We start from the raw sequence: 10,450 nt of genomic DNA on the forward strand, positions 1-10,450 counted from the left end.
GCGCTCGCCGAGGCCGCACTCTCGGTGACATCGTTGGGGCGTCAGGGTTTTCCTGACGCCCTTCAGCACACCTGTCAGGCCCACGGCGACAGGTCGTCGCTATTCCGCGGCAGCCTCGGCATTGCTCCAGTCCACGCAGGTCGGCTTGGACCTCGTGCGCAGGACCTCTGTCACAGCGGCGAACACCTGCTCGATCGGCACCTGGAGGCTCTTGGGCAGCGCGGCCAGTTCACCGTGCGGATCGAGGTACGTGACGGTGTCGGCCGTGTGCGCCGAAGTGGGGGCGAAGAATCCGCTGTCGTCGACCCACCGCAGCAGCCCCGTTTCGCCGCCGAACCCGGCGTTGAGCCACACCGAAGGGCCGGCTCCCCACTCCGAGTCCTCGGCTTCCTCCAGGACGAGGGCGAACATGCGAGGGGTGCCCGGCTGATCGTTGAGCGTGCGGAACTCGGCGAGGAGGTCCGCGTCCGCGGGCAATGCGCGCACATCGATGAAGTTGCCTGGCAGCGAGCCGAGTATCGAGGTCACCGGTCCGAACGCCCTTCGTAGTCGTACGTGTAGTGCGATGAGCCGCCGCGGGTGCCGTGGACCCTGAGACGATACCCACGCGGCAAGAAGGCTTGCAGCACCTGATGGCAGCCCTTGCCGAACCGTTCTCCGCAGGGCTCGCGGTTGATCGTCAGCACGACCTCGCGATGTCCCGAGGCGATCATCCACGCCGCGACCTGCAGTTCGATGTGGTAGTCCACGGCCTTCGCCCAGGGCGGTGCGTTCAGGTCCGCCAACCGCTGCTTCGCGGCCAGGGTCCAGCGACCACCCTGGGGGAGGAACTCGAATGGTGGCGCGCCGGGCGCCTGGGCGATCCCCTCGACCGGCACGCCGCTGTTCGGCGCGGAGTACGGCGCGGTGATCAGATGCCCGGACGAACCGGGTGGATAGGTGTCGCGGTGCTGAGTTCGTCGAAGCGAGTCGGAGTTCCCAGGTGCCTCGGGTGTCGTCAAGTTGTCCGCGATGGTGTGGATGTCCTCGCGGAGCGCGATGATCGTGAAAGCCAGGTCGCGGGCGCGGATGGCGGCTTCACTGAAGACGCCGGTGACCTGCACGAGTTCGGTCTGGCCTGTTCCCGCGGCGACCTGAGCCATGATCGTGGCAGCTTGCTCGGTCTGCTCAGCGACATCGCTGAGCAGACCGACCGGGAGAGAGTCCGCGATCTGGCGAAGCTCGGCCGCGACCTCGGCGAGGGAACTCAGAGCTCAGCCAGGAACGCGCGCCCACGTGTGCGGCGCCGGCTCAGTTCCTGAGTTTCCATTCGGGCGCTCCACATCGATGTACCTGCGTACCGAGGTCAGGTCTGACTCAGGCCCTGCTGCGCCGGTAGGCCTCGACCGTCTTCTCCGCGCAACGCCGCCAAGTGAACCCGGACGCGTGCGCCCGCCGTTCGGACTGCGCCTCCGGGGTCGTGGGCGCGGCCACGGCCGAGGCCAGCCCCGCGGCCAGCGCCTCGACGTCCCCGACCGGCACGTGCAGCGCGTGCCCACCGGCGACCTCGCGCAACGCGGGCACGTCCGAGCACACCACGGGCACGTTGCACGCCAGCGCTTCCAGCACCGGCAGCCCGAAACCCTCGTCCCGCGAAGGCAGCACCAGCGCCGTCGCGCCGGCCACCACCGAACGCAGGTGCACGTCCGACAGGTACCCGGTCCGCAGCACCCGACCGTCCACACCGGACCGGCCGGGTCCGACGATCACCAGCGGGGGCAGCGACGGGTCGGACGCATGGGCTTTGATCAGGTACTCCAGGCCCTTGCGCGGCCCGTCCGCGCCCACGAACAGCAGGTACTCCGACGGCAGTCCGAGCCTGCCGCGCAACGTCGTCGACGGCGGCCGGGACGCGAACCAGGCCGGGTCGACGCCCAGCGGTGTCACGACGATCTTGTCCAGCGGCACGGAGAACCGGTCTGCCACCACGGAGGCGACGGCCGCTGTCGGCGTGCAGATCACGTCGGCCCGCGCGGCCGACAGCCGGACGAGCTCGGGCAGCCTGCGGTCGGACGGCGGCAGGTCGCCGGGCGCGTCCAGGAACGCCAGGTCGTGGATCGTGACGACCTTGCCCGCCCGCACCGTCGGAGGCAGCACGAAGTTCGTGGCGTGCATGACGTCGGTGAACCCGGCGAGCATCTCGACCGGGGGGAACGGGGCGCGCAGCCACATCTGGCGCAGCGCCCGTGCCGCCACCGGCAGGCCGCGTGCGGTGACGTCGTGCGGCAGCACCGTCCGCAACGCGCGCCAGCCGCGCAACGTGAAGGCCACCGCCCGCACGTCGACGTCGTCGGACATCGACGCCAGCTCTTCGGCCAGTGCCGCTGTGTAGCGGCCGATTCCGGTGCGATGTCCGAGCAGGGGGGTGCCGTCCAGCAGCACCTTCAGGGGTTTCGGGGATCTCGCCATTTACCTGCCACCACGCGCGATTTTCCGCAGACGCCCCGACGCCCGCTTGGCCAACTCGGTCGGGCCGCCCGCGTCCAGGTACTCGCGCACCAGCAGCAGGTCCCGCTTCACCTTGTCCGACGTGCTCAGCCCCGGTGTGCGCACCAGGGGGGCCGAGCCGGGCAGACGGTCCGCGGCGGGCCTGGGGTTGCGGCAGAACTCGGCCAGCGGCGCGAGTGCCGTCTCCCAGGTGAACCGTTCGCGTACGACGGCGATGCGCTCACGGCACGCGGCCGCGAACTCCTCGTCGTAGAGCACCTTCTCCAACGCGTCGGCGAGCGCCTCCGGGTCCTCCGGCGGCACGACGACGCCCAAACCTTCCCGCAGCACCAGGTCCGCGAACGAGTCGCCGGACGTGGTGACGATCGGCAGCCCCGCCCACAGGTAGTCGAGCACCCGCGTGCGGAACGCGAACGTGGTCTCCACGTGCTCGTAGTGCGTGGTGACACCGCAGTCCGCGTCGAGCAGCCAGTTCTGCCGCTCGTTGTACGGCACCCACCCGTCGTTGAAGAACACGTTCTCGCCGGTCAGCCCCAACTGCGCGGACAACGTCCGCGTCTGGCCGGCGATGTCCATGTCCGGGACCTCGGGGTTCGGGTGCTTCATGCCGAGGAAGTACAGCTTCGCGGACGGCTGCCGCCTGCGCAGGTGGTCCATCGCCTGGATCAGCGACAGCGGGTCGAACCAGCTGTAGACGCCACCGGCCCAGATCACGACCTTGTCGGCGTCCGTGACGCCCGGCACCACGTCCTTGATCGCCGGGCCGGTGCGCTGCGGCGGCTTGCCCGACAGTCCGAAGGGGACGATCCCGAGCAGTGACGCCGTCGTGGGGTCGTTGTCGTACAACGTGGGCGTGAGCCGGCCGAGCGCCGCCAGGTGGCCGAGCCAGAAGTGCCGCTGCCGTTCGGACGCGCACAGGAAGAAGTCGCCGCGTTCGAGCTGCGTGTTGAGCACCTTGGTGACGGCCTCGACGTCCAGGGCGCGCTTGTCGTCCGCGTTGTCCTTGCCCTGCTCCAGCAGTTCCAGGTGCATCGGGTCGTACATGTCGCAGACCACGATCTTGGTCGACGACTGCTTCTTCACGTCACCGGCCATCTCCAGCGCGTGGCCCTGCAGCACGACCACGTCGGCCCACGCGACGTGCGCCGGCAGTTCCTTCTGCCGGGCGCGTTCGACGGCGAACGGGGCGTCGGGCGGTGCGCACAACGGGTTCGTCGTCACCAGCCGCACCTGGTGCTCGCCGGACAGCACGTCGGCCATGTGCCAGGCGCGGATCGCGGGACCAGCCATCCGGTCGGAGATCGCGTCGCCGGTGATCACCAGGATCTTGCGCGGCTTGCCGAACACGTCGTCCAGACCCAGCACGTCCACGAGGATGTCGTGCGCGGCGAGGTAGCGCGGCAGCGGGTACGCGGGCTCCAAAGCCTTGCGCATCAACGGAACCAGGTCGACGTCCGACAACCGGCGGGCGGCCTGCTCCTTCTTGCGCGACTCCGCCAGCGACGGCATGGCCTCGACGAACTGGTCGATCGCGAGGAAGCCGGCGAGCGCCTGGCGGGACATCGCGACGGGCTCGCGGTCGGACGCGGGGTCGGCAGGACGGCGGGTGATCTCCAGCTGCGTGGGATCGATCTCACCGCGCGCCGTCGCCCTGCGCACGCACAGAGCGAGCGCGGCCGGCAGCACCTTCGCCAGCGTCTCGTCGGAGAAGTTCTTGTACAGCGACATGAGCGCGTTGCGCTCCAGCAGGTACAGCTCGCGGCTGTGGTCGATCGAGCTCATCGACGCGTGGTGGCGGTGGAACGTGAGCGACGCGGGCTCGTAGCGGACCCGCCAGCCGCGCAGGTTGAGCCGCCAGCCCAGGTCGACGTCCTCGTAGAACATGAAGAACCGCTCGTCGAACCCGCCGAGCCGCTTGTAGATCTCGGTCCGCACGAACATCGCGCTGCCGGTGCCGAACAGCACGTCCTTCGGGCCGTCGTGGCTGCCGTCGTCGTCCTGACCGGCGTGCCGCTTGTAGCCCATGCCGAACCACGTCAGCCCGCCGTCGACGAAGTCGATCTTCTCGCCGTCCCAGTCGAGCACCTTGCTCGCGACCGCGGCGACCGCCGGTTCGGCGTGGAAGACCCTGATCGCGGCCTTGATCCAGTTCCGGTCGGCGCGCGCGTCGTTGTTGAGGAACGCGAGCACCCCGCCCGTGGAGTGCTCGACGCCGAGGTTGCAGCCGCCCGCGAAGCCGAGGTTCCGCTCCGAGGTGACGATCTTGACGCCGGGCAGCTCGGCCTTCAGCCGTGCGGTGTCGTGCGCCTCGTTGTCGACGACGATCACTTCGAGCAGCTCGGCCGGGTGGTCCACCTCGGCCAGCCCGCGCACGCAGGTGATGGTGTCGTCCGCGCCCTTGTAGTTCACGACGACGACGGACACGACGGGCAGTGAGGCTCGATCCACGCGCTAAGCCTGCCTCATCACTCTGCGCGCCCGCAGTGTGGTTGCACAGATCAGCAGCAACAGGACGGCGAGGGGCACTCCGAACACCCACTCGGCGGACCAGTCGTTGCGCTCGGCGAACAGCGGCCGCATCACCGGGTGCCGCAGCACGGTGGCCGGTCCGGGCTGCACCTTCTTGTCCTGCTCACCTCGCACGACGATGCGCAGCTCGGCCCCGTCGGGGCACGTGACGCGGTGCGCGAACACCGGGTTGTCCGGTCCCGGCACGTCCTCGACGCCGGTGACCACGCAGGTCTGGGGCGTGGCGAGGACGTCCATCAACGCGCGGTGACCGTCGCCGACGAGAACCGCCGTGCCGGGGATCACGACCATGAACGCGGGCAGCACGAGCCACGCGGGCCCGAGCTTGCCGACGCCCCACGCGAACGCGAGCGACAGCAGGCAGCACGGCATCAACACCGCGAGCTCGTACTGCTCGGGCACGACCGCGCCCAGCACGACCGCGGCGGCGATGGCGACGAGGCCGGTCACCACGAGTGGCACCGCGCGGCTCATGGCTGCTTCCTGAGCAGCCAGGCGACCGGAACGAGGAGAGTCATCGCTCCGGGGACGCTTGTGACCAGCAGGAGGTTCCATCGGGTGCCGTCCGCCCAGTCCGGCCGCAACGGCGGACCCACGACGACATCGGCCTCAGCGGCTTCGAGCCGGTCGTTCCAGTCGCGGTCCAGCTCGACCTCACCGCTGGGGCAGGCCAGCGCGTAGTCGACCGACGGGTACTTGGTGAACGGGTGCTCGTCCTTCGCGGTGACCGTGCAGCGCTCGACGTGCCCGGTCCGTTGCAGCAGCACGCTGTGCACACCGAACGTGAGCACGAACGGCGCCACGAGCCCGAGAACGAACGCGGGCAGCGCGACCCACTTGCGCTGGGAGAGGCCGCTGACGCCCAGGGCGTAGGCGAGGCCGCCGAGCAGGCCGACGAACACCAGGCCGTAGGTCAGCGTGATGCTCACGCCGACGCCGAGCGCCAGCGCGGTGAGACCGCCCAGGACGAGGAGCCAGGCCGTCCTCACCGGCCTGCCCAGTCCTGCCACACCCGCTGCCTCGGCACCCGCGTCGTGACTCTGAGTCGCTGCACCAGAGTCGCGGGCAGTCGCAGCAGAACCTCGCCCAGCACCCGTGCCCGCAGCCCGAACCGGAAGTTCGCGGCGTCCGGGACGTTCTTGCGGAACGGCAGCAGCGCCGTGATCGCCAGGAACCGCGCCAGCTGGGTGAGCGCCACTCCGGCAGGGGCGCACCTGAGCAACATCAACAGGCGGTTGCGCTCGTTCCAGCGGTGGAACAGCGCCGAGCCGGGACGTGTGCTCGCGCCGTGCTTGTGCCGCACCCGCGCGGGTCCGACCGAGATCACCCGGTGCCCGGCCAGCCGCAGCCGCCAGGCCGTGTCGGTGTCCTCGTAGTAGCAGAAGAAACTCGCCGGCACGCCACCCGCGGCCTTGAGCTCCGCCGTCCGCAGGAGCGCCGCTCCGCCGCAGAACCCGAACACCTCGCGTCCGGCGAGCACGACGTCCTTGCCGTGGCCGTCCGCCGTCAGCGCCACGCCGACGGACTGCGTCGAGCCGTCCGTGAGCAGGATCGAGGCGGTGGCGGCGGCCGCTCCGGCGTCGGCTTCGAGAGCGCTCTCAAGCTCGGCCAGCCACGACGGGTCCGGTGTCGCGTCGTCGTTGAGCCACGCCACGTACCGGGTGTCGACCAGGTCCAGGACGGCCGCGAGCCCGCCCGCGTAGCCGCGGTTGCGCGGGAGCCTGACGACCTCGTGGTCGTCGGAACGCCGGCTGATCAGCTCGGCCGTGCCGTCGTCGGACGCGTTGTCGACGATGATCGTCCTATGTGGACTTTTCTGGGCCCTGAGGGCGTCCAGGCACGCCGTGATGTGGTCACGGCCCCGCCACGTCACGACCACCACGGTGCTGACTGCCGACACGGCGTGAGACGGTACGCGACGTGCCCGAGCTGGTAGTGCTGACCGAGCAACTCAACGCCCCCGTCCCCGGCGGCACCGGCCGGTACACGGCGGAGCTGCTGCGGGCGTTGGGGGAGAACGCCCCCAGCGGCTGGTCCGTCGTGACGGCGGCGACCGCGAACGCCGACCGCGTGATCAGGCTGCCGCGCCGGGCGCTGGTGGCGCTGTGGGAGCGCGGCCTCCCGCCGAAGCTCGGCCCGCACGTGCACGCCCCGACGCCGCTCGCGCCGTTGCCCGGCGCGGTCGTCACCGTGCACGACGTGGTGCCGTGGACGCACCCGGAGACGCTGACGCCGCGCGGGGTCGCCTGGCACCGCAAGGTGATCACGCGGGCGGCCAGGGAAGCGCGCGCTCTGGTCGTTCCCACCAATGCCGTGGCATCTCAATTGGCAAATTGTGTGCACGTGGAAATTCCCGTCCACGTTGTGCCGAACGGCGTCACGCGACTGGTCGGTTCGCCGCCGGATGACCTGCCTCCGTCGTACGTGCTCGCCATCGGCACCGTGGAGCCGCGCAAGGGTTTCGGCCTGCTGGTGCGGGCGACGGAACGGCTGAAGGTGCCGTTGGTCGTGGTCGGCCCGCAGGGCTGGGGCGGCGTCGACCTGCGCGCGCCGCACGTGACGTTGCTCGGCAGGGTCTCGGACGAGCGGCTCGCCTCGGTGCTGGCGGGCGCATCGGTGCTGGCAGCGCCCAGTCTGGCCGAGGGTTTCGGCCTGCCGGTGCTGGAGGCGATGGCCGCGGGCGTTCCCGTCGTGCACTCCGACGACCCGGCGCTGGTCGAGGTCGCGGGCGGCGCCGGGACCGTGGTGCGGCGCGGTGACCTGGCGTCTTTGACGGAAGGGCTGCGCGCCGTCATAGCCGATCCTCATCACACAGTCGAGGCCGGAGTCACTCGGGCGAGTGAGTTCACCTGGGCAAAGACAGCGCAGGGTGTCTGGAGCGCACACGCTGTACGACCGGATTAGCGCATTCCCGTTAAACGCAAAAGCAAATGACATTACGCTAGCTGATCGTGGCCAATGCCGAACCCAGCGTGCTGATCGACGCCACCGCGATCCCCGCGGACCGCGGTGGCGTCGGCCGTTACGTGGATTCGCTCGTCGCGGCGCTCGACGCCGACGGATCCAGACTCTCCGTCGTCTGCCAGCCGCGGGACGAGGAGCTGTTCACCAAGATCGCGCCGAACGCCCGCGTCGTCAGGGCCGCGGACGCCGTCGCCACCAGGACGGCCCGCCTGGCCTGGGAGCAGACGACGCTGCCCCGCCTGATCCGGACGCTCGGCGTCGACGTCGTGCACTCCCCGCACTACACGCTTCCGCTGGCGGGCAAGGCGGCCTCGGTCGTGACGCTGCACGACGCCACGTTCTTCACCGACCCGGTGCTGCACTCCTCGGTGAAGGCCCGCTTCTTCCGCGCCTGGACCCGGGCGTCGTTGCGGCGCGCGGACCTCTGCGTCGTCCCGTCCCAGGCGACCGCCGACGAACTGGTCCGCGTCGCCGGCGCCGAACGCCGGGTCCTGCACATCGCGCAGCACGGCGTGGACACCGAACGCTTCCACCCGCCGTCACCGGACGAGGTCCTGTCCGTGCGGCGCACGCTGGCGTTGGGGGACACGCCCTACGTCGCGTTCCTCGGCGCGCTGGAACCGCGCAAGAACGTCCCGGCGCTGATCCGCGGCTTCGCGCAGGCGATGGTCGGCCGTGCCGACCCGCCCGCGCTGGTGCTGGCAGGTCAGCCCGGCTGGGACAGCCAGGTCGAACGGGCCCTCGACTCCGTGCCGCACCGCGTCCGCGTGATCCGGGCGGGCTACCTGCCTTTCGAACAGCTGGCCGGATTCCTGGGCGGCTCCGAACTCGTCGCGTACCCGTCACTGGGCGAGGGCTTCGGCCTGCCGGTGCTGGAGGCCATGGCGTGCGGCGCGTGCGTGCTCACCACCCGGCGGCTGTCGTTGCCGGAGGTCGGCGGCGAGGCCGTCGCGTACTGCGGTGTCGGCGCCGGTGACATAGCGGCGGCGATCGCGGACCTCCTGGACGACCCGGCTCGACGGTCGTCTTTGGCCGCCTCGGGCCAGCAACGGGCCAAGGACTTCTCGTGGGCGGTCAGCGCCGACCGGCACCGCTTGGCCTACGAGCGAGCGGCACTGGTGCGCCGCCGTCGATGAACGGTGGCGGCGCTAGGGTGACGCGCGTGAACTACGGCGACGGACTTGGTGTCGTGACGGTCACGTACTCGCCGGGCGAGACGCTGGCTCCCTTTGTCGACACCCTCGAAAAGGCCACCTCACGTCCGGTGCAGGTGATCCTCGCCGACAACGGCTCCACGGACGGGGTGCCCGAGCAGGTCGCGGCGGCGCGGGACAACGTGACCTTCGTGTCCACCGGCGGCAACCTCGGCTACGGCGGCGGTGCCAACCGCGGTGTGGCGGCCCTGGGTTCCGACGTCGGCTGGGTGCTGATCTCCAACCCCGACATCGAGTTCGCGCCCGGCAGCGTGGACGCGCTGATCGCCGCCGCCGAGCGCTGGCCGCGGGGTGGCATGTTCGGGCCGCTGATCCGCGAACCCTCCGGCGAGGTCTACCCGTCCGCCCGGCTGCTGCCGTCCATCGGGCGCGGTGTCGGGCACGCGGCGTTCGGTGCCGTGTGGAAGTCGAACCCCTGGACTCGCGCGTACCGGCAGGAGAAGGCTCCCGTGGAGCGGACCGCCGGGTGGTTGTCCGGGTCCTGCTTCCTGATGCGGCGCGAGGCCTTCGACGCGGTCTCCGGGTTCGACGAGCGCTACTTCATGTACTTCGAGGACGTCGACCTGGGCGAGCGGGTCACCAAGGCCGGCTGGGAGAACGTCTACGTGCCCGACGCCGAGGTCGTGCACATCGGCGGGCACTCGACTGCCCGGTCGTCGGACCGGATGCTCCGCGAGCACCACACGAGTGCGTACCGGTACCTGGCCGACCGGCACGCCGGGGTGCTGTGGGCGCCGTTCCGCCTGGTGCTGAAGGCCGGGCTGGCGTTGCGGCTCTGGGCCGTGACCCGGAAGTCCTGACCGCGCGCCCGTTCCCGGCGCGCGTGCCGGGACTCACATGTCGCCGCTGAGCCGTTGCGTCAGCGTGTTCCGCTTCTGCTGGTGGTTCGACACCGTCGGGATCAGGCCCGGCTGCACGACCTGTGTGATCTCCGCGTCGTCCGCGGGGGCCTGCTGCGCGGGCAACGGCTGGGTCGGCATGGGCGCGCCAGGAGCCTGGTGCGGGCGCTGCTGCTGACCCATCTGGGCGGGCGCGAGGATCATGGTCGAGTCAGGGTCCCTGCGCGGGTCCACGGCGTTGACCAGCGATCTCGGGATCTGCTGCGTGTCGGACGCGTCCATCGGGGACGTCATGTTGTCCGGCGTCACGATGTTCCGCCCACGTGCGCGGGCGCGGGCGAGCAAGGCGTCGGCCCGGTCGCGGGGGTCCATGTCGGATTTAGCTCCTTGCCGGGACCAGATCCCATATGACGATCT

The 10,450-nt window shown here is 70.6% G+C and carries 11 protein-coding genes; 3 read left to right on the forward strand and 8 right to left on the reverse strand.

Annotated features, from left to right (window positions below; all coding sequences use genetic code 11):
* Window positions 1–99 precede the first annotated feature (99 nt).
* The 7 genes from ACFWN2_RS32865 to ACFWN2_RS32895 form a co-directional block, all read right to left on the reverse strand.
* Window positions 100–486 carry an Imm1 family immunity protein gene (locus tag ACFWN2_RS32865; RefSeq protein ID WP_382434129.1) on the reverse strand — a complete coding sequence of 129 codons (387 nt, stop codon included), beginning with the start codon at window positions 484–486 and terminating at the stop codon, window positions 100–102.
* A 38-nt stretch (window positions 487–524) separates the two neighbouring features.
* Entirely contained in the window at window positions 525–1,103 is a 579-nt protein-coding gene (locus ACFWN2_RS32870) for a DddA-like double-stranded DNA deaminase toxin (RefSeq protein ID WP_382434130.1), read from the reverse strand.
* Between the two features lie 253 nt (window positions 1,104–1,356).
* On the reverse strand, window positions 1,357–2,448 hold the full coding sequence (locus tag ACFWN2_RS32875; RefSeq protein ID WP_382434132.1) for a glycosyltransferase family 4 protein: 1,092 nt from the start codon (window positions 2,446–2,448) through the stop codon (window positions 1,357–1,359).
* Window positions 2,449–4,935, reverse strand: a complete 2,487-nt coding sequence (locus ACFWN2_RS32880; RefSeq protein ID WP_382434133.1) for a glycosyltransferase — start codon at window positions 4,933–4,935, stop codon at window positions 2,449–2,451.
* Window positions 4,936–4,938: 3 nt separating this feature from the next.
* Window positions 4,939–5,490: a hypothetical protein gene (locus tag ACFWN2_RS32885; protein ID WP_382434134.1), complete on the reverse strand. Its 552-nt coding sequence runs from the start codon at window positions 5,488–5,490 to the stop codon at window positions 4,939–4,941.
* Entirely contained in the window at window positions 5,487–6,005 is a 519-nt protein-coding gene (locus tag ACFWN2_RS32890) for a hypothetical protein (protein ID WP_382434135.1), read from the reverse strand. The genes ACFWN2_RS32885 and ACFWN2_RS32890 overlap by 4 nt, the downstream gene beginning before the upstream one ends.
* Window positions 6,002–6,916 carry a glycosyltransferase family 2 protein gene (locus ACFWN2_RS32895; protein WP_382434136.1) on the reverse strand — a complete coding sequence of 305 codons (915 nt, stop codon included), beginning with the start codon at window positions 6,914–6,916 and terminating at the stop codon, window positions 6,002–6,004. The genes ACFWN2_RS32890 and ACFWN2_RS32895 overlap by 4 nt, the downstream gene beginning before the upstream one ends.
* Before the next feature lie 20 nt (window positions 6,917–6,936).
* Here ACFWN2_RS32895 and ACFWN2_RS32900 point away from each other — a divergent pair, with 20 nt between their 5' ends.
* The 3 genes from ACFWN2_RS32900 (at window position 6,937) to ACFWN2_RS32910 (ending at window position 9,994) form a co-directional block, all read left to right on the forward strand.
* Window positions 6,937–7,920 (forward strand): glycosyltransferase family 4 protein, encoded by a 984-nt coding sequence (locus tag ACFWN2_RS32900; protein WP_382434137.1) that lies wholly within the window; start codon window positions 6,937–6,939, stop codon window positions 7,918–7,920.
* Between the two features lie 68 nt (window positions 7,921–7,988).
* A complete protein-coding gene (locus ACFWN2_RS32905; protein WP_382434319.1) occupies window positions 7,989–9,116 on the forward strand; it encodes a glycosyltransferase family 4 protein in 1,128 nt (375 codons plus the stop codon).
* A complete protein-coding gene (locus tag ACFWN2_RS32910) occupies window positions 9,113–9,994 on the forward strand; it encodes a glycosyltransferase family 2 protein (RefSeq protein ID WP_382434138.1) in 882 nt (293 codons plus the stop codon). Before ACFWN2_RS32905 ends, ACFWN2_RS32910 begins: the two co-directional genes overlap by 4 nt.
* 33 nt (window positions 9,995–10,027) lie before the next feature.
* Here ACFWN2_RS32910 and ACFWN2_RS32915 read toward each other — a convergent pair whose 3' ends face one another.
* Window positions 10,028–10,405 carry a hypothetical protein gene (locus tag ACFWN2_RS32915; protein WP_382434139.1) on the reverse strand — a complete coding sequence of 126 codons (378 nt, stop codon included), beginning with the start codon at window positions 10,403–10,405 and terminating at the stop codon, window positions 10,028–10,030.
* Window positions 10,406–10,450: the final 45 nt, after the last annotated feature.

It is taken from the genome of Lentzea sp. NPDC058436, from assembly GCF_042721515.1.
Classification (GTDB): domain Bacteria; phylum Actinomycetota; class Actinomycetes; order Mycobacteriales; family Pseudonocardiaceae; genus Lentzea.

Bases quoted from the DNA above. Each gene is read 5' to 3' on its own strand.
- ACFWN2_RS32875 (WP_382434132.1), bottom strand. From the start codon at position 2,448: ATGGCGAGATCCCCGAAACCCCTGAAGGTGCTGCTGGACGGCACCCCC.
- ACFWN2_RS32885 (WP_382434134.1), bottom strand. From the start codon at position 5,490: ATGAGCCGCGCGGTGCCACTCGTGGTGACCGGCCTCGTCGCCATCGCC.
- ACFWN2_RS32910 (WP_382434138.1), top strand. From the start codon at position 9,113: ATGAACGGTGGCGGCGCTAGGGTGACGCGCGTGAACTACGGCGACGGA.
- ACFWN2_RS32915 (WP_382434139.1), bottom strand. From the start codon at position 10,405: ATGGACCCCCGCGACCGGGCCGACGCCTTGCTCGCCCGCGCCCGCGCA.